The organism is Shewanella acanthi, from assembly GCF_019457475.1.
In the GTDB taxonomy this organism is placed as follows: domain Bacteria; phylum Pseudomonadota; class Gammaproteobacteria; order Enterobacterales; family Shewanellaceae; genus Shewanella; species Shewanella acanthi.
Map to the genome: position 1 here is coordinate 2,904,794 of NZ_CP080413.1, position 19,422 is coordinate 2,924,215.

Annotated in this window: 16 protein-coding genes and 1 riboswitch; of the genes, 11 read left to right on the top strand and 5 right to left on the bottom strand. The window is 47.1% G+C overall.

Features of this window, described 5'->3' with window-relative positions:
- The first annotated feature begins 206 nt into the window (after positions 1-206).
- From K0H61_RS12540 to bamJ, 3 genes are all read left to right on the top strand, one after another.
- Complete coding sequence (locus tag K0H61_RS12540; RefSeq protein ID WP_434086589.1) at positions 207-1,424, top strand: DUF418 domain-containing protein; 1,218 nt, start codon at positions 207-209, stop codon at positions 1,422-1,424.
- Between the two features lie 154 nt (positions 1,425-1,578).
- On the top strand, positions 1,579-1,923 hold the full coding sequence (locus K0H61_RS12545) for a DUF1294 domain-containing protein (RefSeq protein WP_258406059.1): 345 nt from the start codon (positions 1,579-1,581) through the stop codon (positions 1,921-1,923).
- Between the two features lie 124 nt (positions 1,924-2,047).
- On the top strand, positions 2,048-2,518 hold the full coding sequence (bamJ, locus tag K0H61_RS12550; RefSeq protein ID WP_220049680.1) for a BamJ family beta-barrel-assembly machinery protein: 471 nt from the start codon (positions 2,048-2,050) through the stop codon (positions 2,516-2,518).
- A 91-nt stretch (positions 2,519-2,609) separates the two neighbouring features.
- Here the strand turns inward: bamJ and K0H61_RS12555 are convergent, their stop codons facing one another.
- Positions 2,610-5,219: a glycosyl hydrolase family 18 protein gene (locus K0H61_RS12555; RefSeq protein WP_220049682.1), complete on the bottom strand. Its 2,610-nt coding sequence runs from the start codon at positions 5,217-5,219 to the stop codon at positions 2,610-2,612.
- A gap of 104 nt (positions 5,220-5,323) precedes the next feature.
- Positions 5,324-5,411: riboswitch (cyclic di-GMP riboswitch) on the bottom strand.
- Between the two features lie 359 nt (positions 5,412-5,770).
- On the opposite strand from K0H61_RS12555, the gene K0H61_RS12560 reads away from it, so the two are divergent.
- The 4 genes from K0H61_RS12560 (at position 5,771) to K0H61_RS12575 (ending at position 11,974) form a co-directional block, all read left to right on the top strand.
- Positions 5,771-7,570 (top strand): aminopeptidase P family protein, encoded by a 1,800-nt coding sequence (locus tag K0H61_RS12560; RefSeq protein ID WP_220049684.1) that lies wholly within the window; start codon positions 5,771-5,773, stop codon positions 7,568-7,570.
- 360 nt (positions 7,571-7,930) lie between these two features.
- On the top strand, positions 7,931-9,496 hold the full coding sequence (locus K0H61_RS12565; RefSeq protein WP_220049685.1) for a methyl-accepting chemotaxis protein: 1,566 nt from the start codon (positions 7,931-7,933) through the stop codon (positions 9,494-9,496).
- Between the two features lie 337 nt (positions 9,497-9,833).
- Positions 9,834-11,135 carry a DEAD/DEAH box helicase gene (locus K0H61_RS12570; protein ID WP_220049687.1) on the top strand — a complete coding sequence of 434 codons (1,302 nt, stop codon included), beginning with the start codon at positions 9,834-9,836 and terminating at the stop codon, positions 11,133-11,135.
- 203 nt (positions 11,136-11,338) lie between these two features.
- Complete coding sequence (locus K0H61_RS12575; RefSeq protein WP_220049689.1) at positions 11,339-11,974, top strand: DUF2913 family protein; 636 nt, start codon at positions 11,339-11,341, stop codon at positions 11,972-11,974.
- A gap of 140 nt (positions 11,975-12,114) precedes the next feature.
- Here the strand turns inward: K0H61_RS12575 and K0H61_RS12580 are convergent, their stop codons facing one another.
- The 4 genes from K0H61_RS12580 to K0H61_RS12595 form a co-directional block, all read right to left on the bottom strand.
- A complete protein-coding gene (locus tag K0H61_RS12580) occupies positions 12,115-13,047 on the bottom strand; it encodes a diguanylate cyclase (protein ID WP_220049690.1) in 933 nt (310 codons plus the stop codon).
- Between the two features lie 410 nt (positions 13,048-13,457).
- The gene (locus K0H61_RS12585; protein WP_220049692.1) at positions 13,458-15,224 is read right to left on the bottom strand and encodes a flotillin family protein; all 1,767 of its coding nucleotides are present in this window, start codon (positions 15,222-15,224) and stop codon (positions 13,458-13,460) included.
- Positions 15,225-15,266: 42 nt separating this feature from the next.
- A complete protein-coding gene (locus tag K0H61_RS12590) occupies positions 15,267-15,902 on the bottom strand; it encodes a YqiJ family protein (RefSeq protein ID WP_220049694.1) in 636 nt (211 codons plus the stop codon).
- A gap of 105 nt (positions 15,903-16,007) precedes the next feature.
- Positions 16,008-16,574 (bottom strand): DsrE family protein, encoded by a 567-nt coding sequence (locus K0H61_RS12595; RefSeq protein ID WP_220049695.1) that lies wholly within the window; start codon positions 16,572-16,574, stop codon positions 16,008-16,010.
- A 76-nt stretch (positions 16,575-16,650) separates the two neighbouring features.
- Here K0H61_RS12595 and K0H61_RS12600 point away from each other — a divergent pair, with 76 nt between their 5' ends.
- From K0H61_RS12600 to K0H61_RS12615, 4 genes are all read left to right on the top strand, one after another.
- Positions 16,651-18,144 (top strand): carboxypeptidase M32, encoded by a 1,494-nt coding sequence (locus K0H61_RS12600; RefSeq protein WP_220049697.1) that lies wholly within the window; start codon positions 16,651-16,653, stop codon positions 18,142-18,144.
- A 124-nt stretch (positions 18,145-18,268) separates the two neighbouring features.
- A complete protein-coding gene (locus tag K0H61_RS12605; protein WP_220049698.1) occupies positions 18,269-18,751 on the top strand; it encodes a GNAT family N-acetyltransferase in 483 nt (160 codons plus the stop codon).
- A 13-nt stretch (positions 18,752-18,764) separates the two neighbouring features.
- The gene (locus tag K0H61_RS12610; RefSeq protein ID WP_037415674.1) at positions 18,765-19,115 is read left to right on the top strand and encodes a DMT family protein; all 351 of its coding nucleotides are present in this window, start codon (positions 18,765-18,767) and stop codon (positions 19,113-19,115) included.
- A 37-nt stretch (positions 19,116-19,152) separates the two neighbouring features.
- Positions 19,153-19,407: a DUF2960 domain-containing protein gene (locus K0H61_RS12615; RefSeq protein ID WP_220049700.1), complete on the top strand. Its 255-nt coding sequence runs from the start codon at positions 19,153-19,155 to the stop codon at positions 19,405-19,407.
- The last annotated feature ends 15 nt before the right edge of the window (positions 19,408-19,422 follow it).

Here is a 19,422-nt window from a genome sequence, read left to right on the forward strand (position 1 = left end):
TCAAAGGGGGAACTAAGTTTGCAATTAACACAGGATGTCTGAAGGCTGTATATAAAGACTAAATAAACCGCCAAAGCACAATTTTTAAGAGAGTACGATTTAATTGGTAGGGTAAGCTGAACAGCTATATTAAATGGGATTGGTGTCTGATAAGTTACTGTTAATGATGTTTAAATATACAACATAGCCAAAGGAACCCTGCTATTTTGCCGACCCAAGAAAATGCCAAGGAGAATTTGGCTCATAGCCACTACGCCAATACAGCATCATCCGAGCTGTCAGAGCTGAAGATAGTCCCCCAACAACGCATTATCCTACTCGATGCGATTCGGGGCTTTGCCCTGCTCGGGATTTTCTTTATGAATATCTATTTTATGGGAATCACTTTTTTTGGTTATGCCGGACACGTCACGCCCTTAATCCTCGATGAGATTATTGAAACCTTTCAAAATCTGTTTATTGAGGGGCGATTTATCAGTTTGTTTTCATTGTTGTTTGGAATAGGTATCTATCTTCAATCTCAAAAATTCAAACTCGAAGGGCGAAACACAACGTCGCTAATCCACGCGCGATTACGTTGGCTTATTGTGTTTGGACTCATACACGGCATTCTTATCTGGCCGGGGGATATTCTGCTGACCTATGGGGTCAGCGGATTTTTAGCCCTGCGCTACTCAGGTAACAGTATCGCCAGCCTTAAGCTCAGGGCGGGGTTATTTATTTTCATTGGTCTAGTGTTTGTCGCGCTGATCACCCTAAACGGTGATGATGTAGTCTTTACCCGCGAGTCTCCTGTTTTTGCCTCCCAGTACAGTGCTTGGACCGCAAGCTACGCTAGCCAGTTAAAACTGCACTTATTACAGATTGGCTATATGGTAATGATCATCCCATTTACATTGATGTGGTTTAGTGCAGGCCTTATGCTACTTGGCATCGCGCTTTATCAAGAAGGGCATTTCGAACGTGGATTTAGTCGGCGCAGCCTGCTCCAACTTCTGCTGCTGACGCTGGTGCTTTCCACTCTAGATACCGTCTTTGGCTTTTCACATAACAGCACTCTTGAAGCCATTGCCGATGTATTGGTCATGTTGAGCGCCATCCCAATGGCACTGATTTATGTTCATATTCTGGTGAAATTCTGCCAAAATCCCTCCCCCTTTGTAGACGCCCTGCAAAGAGTAGGGAAACTCGCCTTTAGCCTCTACATACTGCAGTCCATTGTCGGTGTACTCTTGTTCCGCTACTTGGCACCCGAATTATTATTGACCTTAGACAGATGGGGCTATTTCGGGCTGGCATTGAGCTATTCCCTAGTACAACTGCTGATTGCAACGCTCTATTTTCGTTGGTTTAATCAAGGACCACTGGAAAAACTCTGGCGCTACTTGGCCTTTAACAGCGGCCACACTGATATAACTAAATGATGTAATTAAAAAGATGCCGCCACGTCAACAAACAGACAAATCGAGTCAACCTACTAAGACAGTGAGAACACCACCCAAATCAAGACAGGTCAACCCTAAGCCTAGGACTTATTCTAAACCAAGATCCAAAGCCAAAACGCGCAGTTCGTTGCCAGTGTTATTCGCGATAAGCTTTTTAGGCTTGTTAACTGCGGCCTGTTATTGGCATTTTTTCCCTTTAGTTATCACAGGGTTGTATCTGGGCTTAAGTTTGATGACATTTATTGTCTATGCCTTGGATAAATCTGCAGCCAAACGCGGTAACTGGCGCACACAGGAGCGCACGCTGCACCTATTATCCCTCTTTGGTGGTTGGCCTGGCGCTTTGATGGCGCAAAATCTGCTGCGGCATAAATCGGTAAAAACGAGTTTTAGAACCCGTTATTGGCTGTCGGTTGTCGTCAATCTAGCGCTGCTGGGTTATGGCATCCAAAGTGGTCAAATCCACCGCTTTATCTAAAGCTGAATTTTACCTTAAGAACAGTCACTTAATTCCAGCCAAAAGGGGAGAAAACCCCATTGGATATAGCCTCAGCAGGGTGAAACTGCTACCATGCCGCAAATTTATTGAAGGTGCATACACTATGAAATTGTTACTTGTGATTCTGGTGCTTACTGGGGCCATTTTTTATGTTTTTACCTCGCTAAACAATCCTAAGGAAGCGCTGGAAAATATCCAACGTGGGCAGGAGTTTCTCGCCCAAAACAAGGATAAAGAAGGCGTTGTGACAACAGCCTCTGGCCTGCAGTACCAAGTATTGTCTAAAGGCACTGGCACAGTTCATCCAAAGGCAACCGATAGCGTAACTGTGCACTACCACGGTACGCTTATCGATGGCACAGTGTTCGACAGCTCCGTCGACAGAGGCGAGCCGATTGCCTTCCCACTTAATCGTGTTATTAAGGGGTGGACTGAAGGAGTGCAACTCATGGTTGAAGGTGACAAGTACCGCTTTTTTATCCCGAGTGAACTCGCCTACGGCAATCGCAGCATGGGTAAAATCGGCGCTGGCTCTATGCTAATTTTCGATGTTGAGCTATTAAAAATTAACTAAGCTTTGGACTAAAGTCTTGGCTTAAAACATGGCTAAAAAAGCCCTGCAACATTGCAGGGCTTTTTATTTATGGCTTCGGCTAGACCTGAGCTTATTGGCAGCTCGCCGCGCCAATATCGACCCACACGGCAGAAGCGCCTGGTACATCGCCCTTAGTCCAGTAACTGGCCTGCCATTGACGACCATGGTAAATGGTGGTCGCGCCGCCAACATAGGCTACCTGCGCATCCCAACCGAGTTCGACTTGGCTTAGTAGCAGCCATTGGTCAGCTGTGCGTGACGGTGTATTACCTTGGGTCCAGTATTTTGCCTTCCACACCAGTTGGTTATAGCTAACGGTATCGCCCGTATTGTAAATCTTTGCTGCGCTCCAAGCGGGGTAATTACCCGCATTGGGATCTATCGCCGAGCAACCACCGCCAGTTGTGGCCTTAGGCGTAACGGTTAGGTTGACCGTGGCAGTGGTATCTAAGGCGCCATCGGAAACCAGCAGGCTGAGACCATATTGGGTTTGTGTCGTAACATTAGGCCCTGTCAGCACCAGTGTTGGGCTATTAATCCCAGAAGCACTGATCCCAGCGGGCACAGACCAAACGTAGGTAAGAGCATCGCCATCTTCATCAGTGGCACTGGCACTGATGGTTACAGCGCTCCCCGCTTCGACTGTTGCGCTAGAGGTAACAGAAACTTCAGGTGCTTGATTAGCCGTTAGTGCTTTATTGGTGATCATCACTGTATCGCTGGCGCTTAAGCCTTCTGAATCGGTCACAGTAAGGGTAAAACGGTATTGTGTATCGACAGTGACAGCACCAAGGAATATCGACACATCGGCAACATCGGCATTACTGATGGCGATACTCGGGCCTGAGGTTTGCGTCCATTCGTAGGTTAATGCGCCGTTTTCAGGATCCCGTGACGCACTGCCAGAAAGCACAACGTCTGCTGGGCCTGTGACCACGATATCGTTGCCCGCATTGGCGATTGGCGCCTTGTTAGCAGGAGGAGTGACACCCTCACCATGACCAAGCCCTTCGTGCATTGCATTGAGGATATCGCCATTGTCGGCATCGATTTCCCAGGCAAATAACCCAGCTAATTGGTTTGCCAACACATACTGCCCCTTGGCTTTCACCGAACGCGGATCGTCAAACGTAATTAGATCGCCAGTAGCAGCATTAAACACCGAGGGCGCCTCGGCGGTTTCATCGTAGCTATAACTCCAGCCTGCGCCCATATAGTCATTTACGATTTGGCGATAATCGACAACCCCAGCCTCCCAAGTCCCTTTTACTTTTCCGGTAGCAGTCCCTGTGAAGGGGTTATTGCCCGAATAACCATGCACGCCAGTCCAGCCACGGCCATACATAGCAGCACCTACAACAATTTTGCTCGGTGTCACGCCTTGGGCTAATAGCGCTTTAACGCCATTGTCAGTGGTATAGCGAATGTTAGGATCCCAACTCGCTTCATAGAGGTTGGTCTGATGACCAAGCTCGGTATTACTCCAGCCACCGTTAAAGTCGTAACTCATCAGGAACAGGTAATCCATATATTGCTGAGCAGCCTGATAATCCACCTTCACAATTTTATCGTCACCCGCACTAATCGCCGAGGTTAACTCATAACTGCGACCGGTTTCGGCGCTGAGCTCATCCAGCATGGCCCTCAGTTCCCGCATAAGGGTCACGTAGGTTTGGCCATCGGTTGGCTTTCCTAAGCTGGTGTTGGCGCCATTACCGCCTGGGAATTCCCAGTCGATATCCACCCCATCAAAGAATTTCCAGGTTTGTAAAAACTCTTTGACCGAAGCGACAAAGGTCGCACGCTTGGCACTATCGTCTAAAAAGAAAAAGGGATCGGATAACGTCCAGCCTCCCACCGAGGGGAGGATTTTTAAATCAGGATAGGCTTGCTTGAGCGCCATCAATTGGCCGAAGTTACCTTTATATGGGTCGGAGTAATCACTCACACCGACCTGCGGCATTTGAATTGCGGCCCAAGGGTCATGAATCGCTACTTTAAAATCGCTGCGGCCACTACAGGCGCGCTGCAGCGCTTGGAAACTGCCTTCAATTTCCTTAAGGCTGTCGTTAATGCCATTGCCACCACAAATCGGGGTAAAGCCATAGAGAATATGGGTCAGGTTTTGTGCTGGGATTTTATCGACAGGGAATTTACGGCCATAGACGCCCCACTCAACAAAGTAACTACCCACCACTTTGCCCGACTTATTGACGTAGGGACGGTTGTTTTCAGCCAGTGCCGATTTTAATGGCAACAAATGACTGCCGTCGGTATCGGCGACAAGGATCTCTCGCGCATCACTTGCAGTGCAGCCCTCGCTATTACACAGTTGCACCTGCAACTGATAACGACCGCCCTGACTCACTTTAAAATTTGCTGTGCCAGATGCGCTCGAGGGTCCTTCCCATGCCACTTGGCCGTTTAACAACACTTTAGCGGTATTGCCAACATCGCCACTCCAAAGGTTCCAACTGACCGACACATCGGCGGCATCTTTCACTGTGACTAACTGTTCGTAGGCCGTGGCCGATTGATTGACCTCGACAATCGCGAACTTAGTTTCCCCCCAAGCAAGTGTTGGTTTGCCAGGCTTAGCGGCCAGTGCATCGAAACTGCAGGCAGAAGCCAGAACCGAAGCCACCAGCAGCGCAGGGGTAGATAATTGAGTCTTAAACATGAGAAATCCCTATTGAATAAACTATTTATCAATAAGGCAAACAACGCGTAGACAGGAAACAACACTCTTAAAACCATGCACTTGAGGCGCATGAAGAAACAACCTGCGGTATCCCCGCTATCATAGGTACCACATACCCTTAGACCGGAGGCTTTGCGTCCCAGTCTTTCAACTGGTTTGCCTTTCACAATTTTGACAGCGCTGTCAAAACGAGTTAAGCATAAACGCGAGCTGATTTAGAATGCAACTTATTATTAACAAAAAATGGTTAAGTAGATTTGAATATTTCTCCATTAGCTGACGTCGAACCAAGGCCGCTGCGTAATAGTGATGCCGAATGTGTAAATAATCCCACGCGATGGCTGCCAAGCTAAAAGCCATTAAAATTTGTATACAAAATCCTATCTAGCTCCCCTTGCATCTTGGTCATTGTTTGCGATAATCCCAGCCCATTAGCGTATCAACTAGAATCATCACGCCTATTCCTTGGCTTACGAACCTTGCTATGGTTAGCATTAATGTGTCGTGATTGCCGCCCAATTGGAGTCCCTATGCCGTCAAACCCATCTCAAGCAATTGCCAGCCGCCTCGATGCCATTCGTGGCGAACTCGCCAATGCTAATCTCGATGCTTTTATTATTCCCCGTGCCGATGAATACCTCGGTGAATATGTGCCTGAGCATAATGAGCGCCTGCTATGGGCAACGGGCTTTACCGGCTCGGCCGGTATGGCGATAGTGCTCAGGGATAAGGCCGCCATTTTCACCGATGGCCGTTATACAGTGCAGGTGCGCCTACAGGTCGATGCCAATCTATTTAGCTATGAAAGCTTAACCGACACACCACAAATTGAGTGGTTGTGCGACACCCTGCCAGCCCATTCTCGTGTGGGTTTTGATGCACGCCTTCATACCCTAGCTTGGTTTGAAAATGCCAAGGCGACACTGGCAAAAGCACACATTGAACTCGTCAATGTTGAGCAAAACCCCATCGACAAACATTGGCAGGATAGACCTGCGCTCTCAAGTGCACCGATTTTACTGTTCAGCAATGACAGTGCAGGCAAAACCAGTCAGCAGAAACGTACAGAAATTGGTGCGTTAGTGAAAAAAGCCGGCGCCGATGTAGCACTGATTGCCGCGCCGGATTCCTACTGCTGGTTACTTAACATTCGTGGAAACGATGTACCACGCTTCCCTGTGGTACTAGGCTCTGCCCTGCTGCACGCCAATGGCGACATGCAGTTATTCACCGATTTAACCAAGCTTCCAGAGGGTATCGAAGCCCATGTGGGCACAGGCGTTAGCTTTAAGGCTGAAACGTCACTCGCAGATACGCTGGCAAGCCTTAAGGGCGTGAAGCTGCTTGCCGATCCAAATTCTGCCAACGCTTGGTCGCAAAATATTGCCCGTGAAGCTGGCGCACTGTTAATCGCTGGCATAGACCCAGTATCCTTACCAAAGGCGCAGAAAAATGCCGCCGAACTTGCTGGCATGCGTGCCTGTCATATCCGCGATGGTGTCGCCGTGAGTCGCTTCCTGGCTTGGTTAGACAATGAAGTTGCAGCCAAGCGTCTGCACGATGAAGCCACACTTGCCGATAAGTTAGAAAGCTTCCGCCTCGAAGATCCACAGTATCGCGAGCCAAGTTTCGATACCATTTCTGCCGCCGGCCCAAATGCGGCCATGTGCCATTACAACCACAACAATGGCACGCCAGCTTTGATGGCCATGGACAGCATTTATTTGGTGGATTCTGGCGCCCAGTACCTCGATGGCACAACCGACGTTACCCGCACCATCGCTATCGGTAAGGTGACCGATGAGCAGAAAAAAATGGTGACCTTGGTATTAAAAGGCCATATTGCACTCGATCAAGCACGCTTCCCCAAGGGCACTACCGGACAACAGCTCGATGCTTTTGCCCGTCAATACCTGTGGCAACATGGCTTCGATTACGACCATGGCACGGGCCATGGCGTGGGACATTTCTTGAGCGTACATGAAGGGCCGCAGCGCATCGGCAAGAACATTAACGCCGTTCAATTACTCCCTGGCATGGTGTTATCCAATGAGCCTGGCTATTACCGCGCCGACTGCTTCGGTATTCGCCTCGAAAACCTCGTCGTAGTACAGCCATGTGAAGCCTTGAAAGGCGCCGAGCGTGAAATCTATGAATTTGACGCACTGACACTCATTCCTATGGATTCGCGTCTTATCGATAAGACACTGTTAACTCAAGAAGAAGTTACTTGGTTTAACGCCTACCACCAAAAAGTGTTTAATACCCTATCTCCATTGATGTCGGGTGATGAACTGGCTTGGTTGACTCAGGCAACCCGCGCCATTTAATTTTGCGGTTTGAGTAGTTCGATATAAAAAAGCCCCAGTGAATCACTCGGGCTTTTTGTTTTTCACCTAAGGCGTCATCTGCCGAGCCACGATTGCGCTAGCCTAGCTCATTTATGTAAACGGAGTGCATCACTAAAAGTCTTAGCCATCCAAGCGCTTAAGCCAATAGAAAAACACAACCTTTTTAAGTAATTAACAAAATTTAAAACATTAAAATATTTAAGGATAACGTTAAAAACCCCTCTCTAATATCCACACAAAAATGGTACCATTATCACAAATCCGCCGTTTTATCGGGGCAGTGTCATCCCCTAGCCTGTGATAAAAGGCCCGCAAGCCTGATCTAAATGGAACCTTTACATGAGCCCGCGTCAGCCGAGTCGACCAACCCATCAGCTTAAATCCAATTCCCAAGAAGTCCGTCTTAATGCTCAAGATGAATTGATCTCCACCACAGATAGCCGCGGCGTGATTACCTATGTCAATGAACGCTTTACCGAAATCAGTGGCTACAGCGAGCAGGAACTTATTGGTAGTCCACACAATATAGTTCGCCATGGCGATATGCCGAGCGCCGCCTTTAAGGAAATGTGGGAAAAATTGAAAGCGGGCCAATCCTGGCGCGGCATAGTGAAAAATCGCTGTAAAAATGGCGATTATTATTGGGTCGATGCCTTCGTATCACCGCTGTTTGAAAATGGGAAAATCGTTGGTTATCAATCGGTACGGGTGCAACCGCAGCTAAAATATGTCTCCAAGGCAACAAAACTCTACCAACAGCTTAATACGGGTAAAGCCATTCCTAAACCCTTAAGCTTGGAGCAAAAACGCCTTGTATCAGCCATAGTGGCTGCATCGGGTCTTGGCATTGCCGGCTTTATTTGGGGATGGGGCGTTATCTTTGCAGGGGCCCTGCTAATGGGGATAAATCTTGCCATCTTTTATGACGAGGCTTTTCGTATTCCCGCAAAGCTGATGAAGATGAAGGCAAAATACGACTCAGTCAGTCGCTATATCTACTCGGGGGCCGATACTTCATCCATCCTCGATTTTCAGCTGATTATGCAGCAAGCTAAAATGAATGGCGTTTTAGGTCGTACTCAAGATCAGGCAAATCAATTAAATGATATCGCCAATCAACTCGTCGTGACCACGGGGCAAACCTATGTCAGCTTAGATCAGGAGAAACACCAGCTTGAGCAGCTCGCCAGCGCCATGGAAGAAATGAACTCCACTATTGCCGAGGTTGCCAATAATACCCAGCAAACCTCAAACAGTATCACCACCGCCTATGACCTGTGCCTTAAAAGCAGTGCCAATATGAAGGCAAATACCCAAAAAATTGAGTCATTAGCACAATCTGTTGCCGATGCAGCCCATAATGCCCAGCAACTGAATTTAGAAGCCCAACGTGTAGCGAATGCCATGGGGGAAATTGACTCAATCGCTGAGCAAACTAATTTGCTTGCTCTTAATGCTGCCATCGAAGCCGCACGTGCCGGCGAACAAGGTCGTGGTTTTGCCGTGGTGGCCGATGAGGTTAGAGCGCTGTCGAGTCGCACCCAGCTCTCCACCAACAGTATCTCCCAAAGCGTGGATAAGATGTTCAGCATGCTCAGTGACTGGGCAAAAGAGATGGAACAGAGCCGCACCCATGCTGAGACCTGCGCAACCGATATTCAAAATTCGGCCAACAATGTGGACATCCTTTATCGAGAAGTAAGTGAGATCCATAACTTCGCGCAGCAAAATGCGGTCGCCGCGGTTCAGCAGCGTCAAGTAGTGAATGAAATCACTAATAATATCCATGCCATCAGCCAAAGCAGTAGCGAAAACCTAGCAGCCACCCATCAAATTGGTGATGCGGTGAATCATCTCAAGCTCAACGCTGAAAAGGCATTGGGACTGCGTAAAGCCTTTGGCTAACGAGGCTAGTTGTCATCTTTTATGCGCTATTCGCCGCCAATGGCTAATAGCGCATAAATCTACATGCGAGACAGCTCAACGCTTACTGTACTTTAGGGTGAAGACGTTACCCTGCGTTATCCTTTTTTATTTTTATCATTGATAATCCATCAAGGGGTTAAAAAGTACAGGTTTTAACCTAAAACTTTGCTATACTCCGCCCCCGCCTTTTGGTCTCAGTTCGCCGCCTAGGTAAAATACCCCACTACGTTATCTTTCGATATGCTTAGGGGGTAAACGTACCTTCAGGTCGAATTGACACTTGAATGTTTGAATAAGTGAATGACAGGAATCCAAAATGAGATTTGAATCTTTTAGTTTTTCCCCCGAGATTTTACGCGCTATCTCAGATTGCGGTTATCAACAAATGACACCTATTCAGCAGCAAGCCATGCCTGCGATTCGCCGCGGTCAGGACGTACTCGCCAGTGCGCAAACCGGTACGGGTAAAACCGCCGCCTTTGCCCTGCCTATCCTGCAAAAGATGGTTGAAAAGCCAAGCGAGACTCAAAAATCTAACACCCGCGTACTGATTTTAACGCCAACCCGTGAGCTTGCCGCTCAAGTGGCAGATAACATTGTCGCCTATGGCAAGTATCTTAATTTCAGCGTGTTAACCATTTTCGGCGGCGTAAAAGTTGAGACCCAAGCGCAAAAACTCAAGCGCGGCGCCGACATTATCGTTGCGACCCCAGGCCGCTTACTCGAGCATTTAACCGCCTGTAACTTAAGCCTTTCGAGCGTGGAGTTTTTAGTACTCGACGAAGCCGACCGTATGTTAGATATGGGCTTTAACGCCGATATTCAAAAAATCATGCAGGCCGTGGGCAAGAAGCGCCAAAACCTGTTGTTCTCTGCCACCTTCTCAAGCGCCGTAAAACAACTCGCTAACGAAATGATGGTTAAACCTCAGGTGATCAGCGCACATAAGCAAAACACCACAGCGGACACCGTGAGCCAAGTGGTATATCCAGTCGAGCAGCGCCGTAAACGCGAGCTGTTATCCGAACTGATTGGTAAGAAGAACTGGCAGCAGGTACTGGTGTTTACCGCGACCCGTGAAGATGCTGACAATCTTGTAAAAGAACTCAATCTCGACGGTATTCCATCGGAAGTCGTCCACGGCGAAAAGGCGCAAGGCAGTCGTCGCCGCGCCCTGCGTGAATTCGTATCGGGTAAAGTACGCGTATTAGTCGCAACCGAAGTGGCCGCCCGTGGTTTGGATATTCCAAGTCTTGAGTACGTAGTGAACTACGATTTACCTTTCCTCGCCGAAGACTATGTGCACCGTATTGGTCGTACCGGCCGCGCGGGTAAATCCGGTGTCGCCATCTCCTTCGTCAGCCGCGAAGAAGAGCGCACGCTTGCCGATATCGAAAAACTCATTGGCCAAAAAATTCGCCGCATCACAGTGCCAGGCTATGAAGTCGGCAGCCGTGATTTACTGCTTAAACACCTACAAACCCGCCGCAGCTTTGCCAAAAAACAACAGCGCAGCGATAACGTTAGCGCGCAAATTGTTGCAGAAAAGAGCATGCAAGGCCGCCGCGTAAAGGTAAAAGTAGGTCAAGCCCCCAGCAAGGCTAAAAAGCTAAAATAACGGCTAAATTGTATTTTGCAGAGAAAATAGAAAAGCGTCCAAATGGACGCTTTTTATTGGGTAGCCTAAGGCAAAGATCGCTTCACAACTTGTGATGAAATAAGAATAGATGTTGATCTGACTTTGGCTTTGTTAAACTAGTTTGCCGCAATCAAATCCCCCTCTGTTAAACGGCATAATCCTCAAATCGCGGCGGAGTAATAATGAATTCTCAAACCTATAACCAAGCCATTTTAGAATTAGCCCTAGCAGGCCTTGCCGAGTTAACCTCCTCTGCACAAACTAAAAAAGCACAGCGCACACCCGCCCAAGAAAGCCATTTTATCTGTAACTGGATGGTTGAGTCCCTGAAGGAAAAGCGTTTTTCCAAACTCGTTGCCGATGATCTTACCGCTTGGATAAGACTTGCCCGCAGCCAAGGTGCTGGCGCGGAGCTAAAACGCTTGCTAGAACGTATCGTGTTTCAATACCAAACCGTTGAAAATGCGAATACAGGGCTAGGACATGGCTTAAATGCCATGATTAACGAGTTACTTGAAGCCGAGTGGTTAGTCTTTACCGATACCGAAGTGAACACGAAATTAAAACTCGATGGCGATGGACTATCTAGCATAGTGATTGATGTAAAAGAGTTTAGCCAACATATTCAAGATGGTGAACTTATCAAACCTACCCATCTGTACGTGAGAGCCGATGAGCAGACATTTGCCCAAATAGCCCTGTCACATGGTCTCTTAATCAGTCAAGGCAATAAGAAAACCAGCTTAATCAAACACCATAAAACCTATGTGATTTATCCACAAAATCAGCAACCTGCGCTGTGTTTATTGTTAAATTAAATGCGGGGTATATAGCAAGTCTTGATCTAAATACATCACATCCTAAGGTGCTTTTGTGGTATCACAACACCTTAGGATACAGGTGGAACAAAACAGAATCGAATACGAGCAGAATTAAGCAAAAACATCATCAAACCTACTTACTTACCTTCGATATCCGGATCGTATTGCACCACTCGATTACGACCTGAGGCTTTCGCTTGATAGAGAGCGATATCTGCTTGCTTGACCAAGGCACCAATACCAATATCAGCCTTAGATAGAGCATAACCAATTGAAATAGTGACTTTAATATTTTTTGACTCAAAGGGCACACTGACATTGGCTATCCCTTGGCGCAGTCTTTCCAATACCCGTTCTGCCACTTCTAATGTGGTACTGGGCAACAATAATTGAAACTCCTCACCACCATAACGACAAATGCAATCGGAATCCCTTATCGCCGATGAGAGATAATTTGAAACGGATTTAAGCACTTCATCTCCGCCTAAATGTCCGTAGGTATCGTTTACCGCTTTAAAAAAATCGATATCCAACATGGCAATCACATAGGGCGCACTATGGCTTAAAAATTGAGTATGATTTTTGTCGAGAAGTAATCCCATCGACTTGCGATTGAGCAATCCTGTCAGCGGGTCAAAGCAATGTTGCTGATCAATAATGCAATCTCGCATACGTACTAAAAGGTTCATAACTTCAATTTGTTTTTCCGTTAGCAAACGGTATTCATTGATATCGACCACTCTCACCGATTTAAACTCAGTCACTAATTTACGGGCTTGGTCGTGCAAAGATTGATGAGCCTTGGCAAGCTCTTGAAAATCTGGGTGGGATGTAATGGTCTCGCTCGCCACATTATAATACCAGCAGCCTAATTTACATTTAGTATGGGCAGCAATATCTGTGACTGTGTCGCTAAACATCTGATTACAAAGTAATCCTTCATGTAAATGAATATACCAATTTCGGTGGTTTTCGATGGCTAAGTCTAATGCCGCCAATGAACTTTCAGCTTCCTTGGGTGAAAAACTGTAGCGAGCTTTGCCTACATTTTTAATGGCATTTACCTTCATCCTGCAATCCCAATACTGTTATCTAAAAGTTGGCACTAGACTTTATTAAGTGTCTTAAAGGCGTTAGCTAGCAAACATGCTCCCCCCCCTGATGAAGCGACCTACAACACGTAAGAATTCCGTAGTACAAGCCATAGCGCCTATTAAAGGAAAATTATCCTAAGTCTTTACGAAAAGTGTCAGTCACTTATCGAGTATAAGAGATATAAATCTAACTGCCATTCAAGAAGATAACGTCTAAGATTAAAAGAGTTCTTAGGAGTGATTACACCAAATGGCGTGAGTAAATAAATCGCCGAACAATTCGCTTAAATAACAAAAGCGCCCAAAAGCGCTTTTGTTTTCCACTACGAAGGCATTCAAGATTAGGCATGAAGTTCAGAGCCTTAATCTATTATTTCCAATACTCTCTAGCTTAAATGACCATTGGTTTTATGCACATGTCCATTCAGGCTCGTATTGGCCGATTTGACTACATCTAAGGCCTCGGTGGTCAGGGCATTATTGCCGTTGAGTAAATCATTCAGAGTGCCAGTGTCCCCCTGAACTAGGCCTAATTCCCGCAGCATAGCATCCACCACAGGCGCATTTGCGCGGTAGTTCAGTGCGGCGCTGGTCACCTGCTCGGCAATTCCACCTTGATTAACACTTGCTCCATCAGCGCCCGAGGCAAATTGATGAGCCATTCCATAACCCTGCAGGATTTTAATCCCTTCGATATTTTCAAGTGGTTTAACTGCCTGAGCGACAATCTCAGGCAGCGCCTTAAGGATTGCGAGGGATTTTTGAAGGGCAATTTGCTCATCACGGAGCACGTTTTCAGCCTCATACAACGCCTGCTTACCTGCGGCCTCCACCGCATAAACCTTCTCATCTGCCTCGGCTTGGAGCTTCTTAGCATCGGCACTGGCACGCGCTTCAATCAAGATAGCACTCGATCTGTCTTCTGATGCACGCTTCTCGGCTTCGGCTTGAACCGTCACCCCAACCGCTTCACGTTCCGCTTCTTTACGGGCATCAATGACTTCAATCTCTTTGCGACGATTAGCTTCTGCCACTTGGCGCACCGTAATAACCGCTTCTTCTTTCTCAACTTTGGTCTTTTCAGCTTCAGCAGCGCGGGCACGGGCTGCCGACTCTTCTTCCGACTTCGCGGCTACCGCAATGTGTTTTTCCTGCTCAGCGACTTCGATATCACGCTGCTGCTGAATGCGCGCCTGTTCAATAGACTTACGCTTTTCAATCTCGCGGGTTTCAATATCCTTGGTCTTCTCGATTTCGGCGGTCTCAATAGCGCGCTCTTTAGCAATTTCAGCTTCGCGCTCTTCACGGGCCTTGTTTTCTTTTTGCTTAATGATTTCAGCCTTTTGCTCGGCGCGCTTGAATTCGAGTGATTGTTGCTGGATAAGGCGAGCTTCTTCCTCGGCCTTTTCAATTTCCAGTGATTCCTTCTCGGCCTCTAAATTTCGCTGCTCGATTTTGATGCGGTTTTCCTGCTGAATATCGTTGGTTTCTTTACGTTTTTCTTCAATAATTTTTGCAAGACGCGCACGACCTTCTGCGTCGAAGGCATTATTTTCGTTAAAGAATAACAGGTCAGTTTGATCGAAGCCGGTTAATGAGACCGATTCGAGCTCTAGACCGTTTTTCTCGAGATCGTTAGCCACATTATTCTGTACTCGCTGCACAAAGTCGGCACGCTGTTCATGCATTTCAGTCATGCTCATCTCGGCGGCGACGGCACGCAGCACGTCGACAAATTTGGACTCCATCAGCTTTTTCAGCTCTTCGACACGGGTAGTACGCGTGCCTAAGGTTTGCGCGGCCATCGAAATGCCTTCGGCATTCGGTGCCACTCGTAGGTAGAAGTCGGCCTTCACATCGACACGCATTCTGTCCTTGGTGATCAGCGCATCCTTTTGGGTTTTCTCCACCTCGATACGTAGGGTATTCATGTTGACCGAAATGGTCTCGTGTAACACGGGCAGAACGATTGCACCGCCATCCTTAATAATTTTCTCGCCGCCAAAACCAGTGCGAACAAAGGCCATTTCCTTGGTGGCTCTTTTATATAATTTGGCAAAGATCAGCCCGATAACAATCAGAGTTATCAACACAAGGCCAGCAATTAACAACACAAAATTGCCTGAATTTGCAGCGTCATTTAACAGCGCCATTTAAGTTCCTTTTTATGGGTTTTTATTAATGATTATTGGTTTTTAGCTATCAAATCGAGTTGCAGACCAGACTCTGCCGACTCGTTTCAGCAGTACGACTTGAGTCCCACTTACAAATTCACACTCTGAGGTTTCGGGTTCAACCAACACATAATGTTTCTGTTGGTATTTATCACGAACGACAGCCTCAGATGGCATACCCTTCATGGCACAACCTAAGGTAATAGTCCCTACGTAACCACTTAAATCATCGAGAGAAATTACAGAGGATTCATTTTTAGGGAGCACATCGGCAAGCATGCGACCAAGGTAGCGACAGGCAATCGCGCAGCCCAGCGCGGCCGTTGGCAAGGTAAAAAGTTCGGGCAATAACGCACCAGTTATCACTAAACTCACAAAATTAACGATATAACCAACGATGGCAAAGCTACTGAAGGCAAGTACAAACCAGATCAACAGCGGCAAGCGATTTAAGCACAACCAGCCTGCGATACCCGTCAGGCCACCGGCGTTAATGTCCGCATCGTAATCCACATCTGCGGGTACCCATTGGTCAAAAGCCCCCAACAGGCTTAAACCAAACACAAGAGCACAGGCTTCGAAAATACCGAGGAAAATGACACAGGCAATGGCAATGGTATAGGGAAGGTTAGGCTGCTCGACTAAAAATGCCCACATGGTTATCTCCTTTAACAATACAGCATTCCATTTATTGCGGTTTTTTATCAACTTACGCGCAACATGATAGCAAAGGCAGTCTCACTTCTAAATAGAACTTTAAGTCTAAAATGGATTTTGGCTATAGCCCTGCTGCGCCAAAATCGCATGGGCTGTCATGGCGGAAAGTGCCATATCGACACCGGGAAGCAATTGATCTTTGGGTAAATCAAAATAGGCCGCGCTCTGGCCACATACGTAAAATTTAACACCGTGGGCAATCAGTTGATTTATGAGCGCTTTATTGCCGTTCTGAGCGTTTGGATTCTGCTTAGCGTAATAGGCATCATTGGCCACATCGGCCACCGCACTGCCGTGAAGCACCATGGCTAATTTAATATCACTCTCTTTTACGCCTGCGGCCACATGCATATTGATAAAACGCGCTAGACTGTCTAATTGACGGTTCACTTTCCCCGCTTCAGCTGCCTTACTCATATCGAAGGCCACTTTGAATTTCATGCCCTTAGGGATTGGCATGCTGCTATCAACAAACGCAATTTTACCAAACTCAGGTATAGCCATACCGGGATTGAATTTATCCTCCTTTGCATGGGTAAGGTTGGCATAACCTGCAAGTATCAAACACATCATTCCAAAGCGCAGTTTTGTGCTACACGGTTTAGGCATCATTATATTATCATCCTGTTATTGTTATATTTTAATACTGGCATACCGCCAGCGGCCCTCATTCGGTAATGGATACCCTATGCATACCAACGAACCAACCCCAAGTTACGATAAACTTGCAGCTCATTTCCAGAAAATTTCACATTTTGAACACTTTAGCGCATTGGGGGATTGGGATCAGGCGGCGATGATGCCACTTGGTGGCGGAGTGGAGCGTGGTGATGCAATGGCGGAACTCGCCCTACACATCCATGAACTAAAAACCTCAACTCAAGTTGCAGATAACTTAGCCTTAGCAGCAGACGAAGCCTTAAGTTCCAATCAGCGCGCTAACCTTCGGGAAATGAATTATCAATATCAGCAAGCCACTGTCGTGCCAGGGGAGCTGGTTCAGGCCAAAACCAAGATGGCCTATCAGTGCGAAAATGCGTGGCGTGAGCAGCGAAAAAACAATGATTGGCAGGGATTTAAGCCTAATCTCAAAGCGGTGATTGCGCTCGCAAAGGAAGAGGCGGCTATTAGAGCAAAGGCACAAAATATCCTCCCCTACGATGCCCTAATGAGTAAGTTTGAACCTGGGATGACCAGCGCTAAGCTCGAGCAGACCTTTGGTGCTCTTAAGACTTGGTTACCCAACCTGATCCAAGAAGTGCAAGCTAAACAAGTCTCTGAGCCTAAATTGGTGCTGAAGGGCCCCTTCGATATCAGTGCCCAACAAGCTATGGGTAAGGAAGTGATGGCGCTATTAGGATTTGATTTTAACCACGGCAGGTTGGATATCAGCAGTCATCCATTTTGTGGCGGCGTGCCAAGCGATGTACGTATTACCACCCGCTATAACGAGGCAGATTTTAGCAGCGCCATTATGGGTATTATCCATGAGACGGGTCATGCTCGTTATGAGCAGGGGCTCCCTAAAGCTTGGAAGGGGCAGCCAGCAGGGCTTGCGCGCTCAATGGGAATTCATGAAAGCCAGAGCCTGTTTTGTGAAATGCAGCTTGGGGCAAATCCTGCGTTTTTAACTCAGCTGCAATCGCTCATCAAGCGCCACTTGAACCTTGATTTAAGCGCTGCGCAATTAGCCATGCATTACACTCGTGTGAGTCCTGGTCTTATCCGTGTCGATGCTGATGAAGTGACCTATCCTTGCCATATTTTACTTCGCTATGAAGCGGAAAAAGCCTTTGTTAATGGCAGCTTAGACGTCGATGACCTACCGGATTTTTGGTCGAGTCAGATGCAACAACTTTTAGGGCTCAATACCGATGGCAACTACAAAGACGGCTGTATGCAAGATATTCATTGGACTGTGGGTGAGCTTGGCTATTTCCCAAGTTATACCTTAGGTGCCATGTACGCAGCCCAGTGCCGCTTTGCGATGGAAAAAGTACTAGGTCCTATTGAGACTCTAATAGCTGAAGGTAAATTACCGATGGTATTTAACTGGTTACAGGACAATATTTGGTCAAAGGCATCACTACTAACGACGGATGAATTAATCACGCAAGCGACGGGGGAAACGCTAAATGGACAATACCTCGAACGCCATTTACGCTCGCGCTATTTAGGTTAGGATTGTTCAAGCCTTGCCCTTCGAGTTTCACAGCTTTTAAGGGCGTTTGGGTATATAATGCCAAGCCTCGATGAGTCACAAAATATTAGCGCTAATCCGTAGCCAATAAGTAAAAGAGTTGAGCATGTTATTAAGAGCCATTACCCAAGGGGATTGGGACGCAATTTTAGCTATTCAGGATGAATGTTATTCCCAATTAGAGCCCGAGCCTCTGGAGGTACTTCAGAGTAAATGGCTGGTCTCACCACAATCCTGCTTTGTTATCGAAGCCAATAATACCGTTGTGGGTTATTGCCTCGCACACCCTTGGACAAGTAATAAGCCGCCAGCTCTCTATCAAGAACTGAGCAACCTGCCTGTGGCAGATACTTTGTATCTGCACGATATTGCGATTTCGGCTAAGGCACAGGGATTAGGCGCTGGCGCTCAAGCGCTCAATGAACTCAAACAGTTGGCCCATCAACTTACGCTTAATAGTCTTTCCCTTGTCGCGGTACAAGGCGCCGATAGCTATTGGCGTAAGATGGGATTTACCCCAAAGGCAATCGAAAAGGACCTAAGTAGTTACACCGATGACGCCATGTATATGGTGTTGGCGCTGCAATAGCACAGAGGAACAAATGAACCCAACCCTCACCACAATTGGTTTACTCTGTTTAAGTAATATCTTTATGACCTTCGCATGGTATGGTCATTTAAAATCCTTAGGTTCAAAGCCTTGGATCATTGCCGCCCTTGTCAGCTGGGGCATCGCCTTGTTCGAGTATCTATTGCAGGTACCTGCCAATCGTATCGGTTACACAGTGATGAATGTAGGCCAATTAAAAATCCTACAGGAAGTCATTACCTTAAGCCTGTTTGTGCCCTTCGCCTATTTCTATATGAAAGAGCCATTAAAACTCGATTACCTGTGGGCGGGGCTGTGCATTTTAGGCGCGGTGTATTTTATTTTTAGAAGCGAATTCAATTAGTTTAAGCACAATTTATAACAGAATCTAGGAGTCATCCATGGCCCGTCAAGTGACGTACACCTTTAAAGGTCAAACGAAAACCATTCCCTTCAGTTACGCTAAACACCATGATTTATATGAGGCGGTCGCCGCAGCGGAAGGTATCGATTTAACAAAGTTTTTGGCAATGGAACAACAGATTGCTATGACCTCGCGCAAGGGCGCCAAGGCTGAAAAGGATTACCGTAAGGTGGAGTTTGCGCGCTTTGGTTTTAGTAACATTCATTTTGTGCGTGACGATGAACAAGAGTAATCCTCCCAATGAAGC

What these genes read in the sequence shown, in the direction of transcription:
- K0H61_RS12605 (WP_220049698.1), top strand. Translation starts at nt 18,269, where the DNA reads ATGTTATTAAGAGCCATTACCCAAGGGGATTGGGACGCAATTTTAGCT.
- K0H61_RS12565 (WP_220049685.1), top strand. Translation starts at nt 7,931, where the DNA reads ATGAGCCCGCGTCAGCCGAGTCGACCAACCCATCAGCTTAAATCCAAT.
- K0H61_RS12600 (WP_220049697.1), top strand. Translation starts at nt 16,651, where the DNA reads ATGCATACCAACGAACCAACCCCAAGTTACGATAAACTTGCAGCTCAT.
- K0H61_RS12595 (WP_220049695.1), bottom strand. Translation starts at nt 16,574, where the DNA reads ATGATGCCTAAACCGTGTAGCACAAAACTGCGCTTTGGAATGATGTGT.
- K0H61_RS12575 (WP_220049689.1), top strand. Translation starts at nt 11,339, where the DNA reads ATGAATTCTCAAACCTATAACCAAGCCATTTTAGAATTAGCCCTAGCA.
- K0H61_RS12585 (WP_220049692.1), bottom strand. Translation starts at nt 15,224, where the DNA reads ATGGCGCTGTTAAATGACGCTGCAAATTCAGGCAATTTTGTGTTGTTA.
- K0H61_RS12570 (WP_220049687.1), top strand. Translation starts at nt 9,834, where the DNA reads ATGAGATTTGAATCTTTTAGTTTTTCCCCCGAGATTTTACGCGCTATC.
- K0H61_RS12580 (WP_220049690.1), bottom strand. Translation starts at nt 13,047, where the DNA reads ATGAAGGTAAATGCCATTAAAAATGTAGGCAAAGCTCGCTACAGTTTT.
- K0H61_RS12615 (WP_220049700.1), top strand. Translation starts at nt 19,153, where the DNA reads ATGGCCCGTCAAGTGACGTACACCTTTAAAGGTCAAACGAAAACCATT.
- K0H61_RS12555 (WP_220049682.1), bottom strand. Translation starts at nt 5,219, where the DNA reads ATGTTTAAGACTCAATTATCTACCCCTGCGCTGCTGGTGGCTTCGGTT.
- K0H61_RS12610 (WP_037415674.1), top strand. Translation starts at nt 18,765, where the DNA reads ATGAACCCAACCCTCACCACAATTGGTTTACTCTGTTTAAGTAATATC.
- K0H61_RS12590 (WP_220049694.1), bottom strand. Translation starts at nt 15,902, where the DNA reads ATGTGGGCATTTTTAGTCGAGCAGCCTAACCTTCCCTATACCATTGCC.
- bamJ (WP_220049680.1), top strand. Translation starts at nt 2,048, where the DNA reads ATGAAATTGTTACTTGTGATTCTGGTGCTTACTGGGGCCATTTTTTAT.
- K0H61_RS12560 (WP_220049684.1), top strand. Translation starts at nt 5,771, where the DNA reads ATGCCGTCAAACCCATCTCAAGCAATTGCCAGCCGCCTCGATGCCATT.